Raw genomic sequence first — 601 nt, forward strand, 5'->3', positions numbered from 1 at the left:
GGATATCCAAAAGCTCTCTTCTACCCACGAAGAATATATCTTCAAAGATTCCATTTGTTTAATGGGAATTGGCGATAGATTTGATAGGGATAAACGATGAAAGTTTTCGTTTTTCATCTATTTAGATTAAAAAACAAACCAAAAGCATGAGAATCTCGTGGCGAGAGTGATTACACTGAATAAACATCACCAAGCAGAAAGGATATCGCATGCATCAACATGAAAAATTGAACTACGTTGAATTTGGTACGCCCAATATCGGTGCCACTAAGGCGTTTTTTGAGCACGTTTTTGGTTGGCAATTTGTCGACTACGGCCCTGACTACGCGGCCTTTTCTGGCCAAGGTTTGGATGGCGGATTTTATTCGGCAGAACAAGTCAGTCAAACCTCAAACGGCGCAGCACTATTGGTGTTCTATAGCTCTGATATTCATGCCACGTTAGAAAAAGTAGCGAAGTTTGGCGGGCAAATCATCCGCCCTATTTTCGAGTTTCCGGGCGGATGTCGTTTCCACTTCACTGAGCCAAGCGGAAACGAGTTTGCAGTGTGGTCAGAAAGTCACTGAATCAGCGGTATTGTGTTGTTAGCCCAACACCACTG

1 protein-coding gene is annotated in these 601 nt (G+C 43.3%); it reads left to right on the forward strand.

The genetic code is table 11. The features are described 5' to 3' along the window. Positions 1-209: 209 nt before the first annotated feature. Positions 210-566, forward strand: coding sequence for a VOC family protein (locus tag R7P74_RS27810; RefSeq protein WP_005463914.1), 357 nt, complete (start codon positions 210-212; stop codon positions 564-566). The last annotated feature ends 35 nt before the right edge of the window (positions 567-601 follow it).

Source organism: Vibrio sp. 2033 (assembly GCF_033339735.1).

What these genes read in the sequence shown, in the direction of transcription:
- R7P74_RS27810 (WP_005463914.1), top strand. Translation starts at nt 210, where the DNA reads ATGCATCAACATGAAAAATTGAACTACGTTGAATTTGGTACGCCCAAT.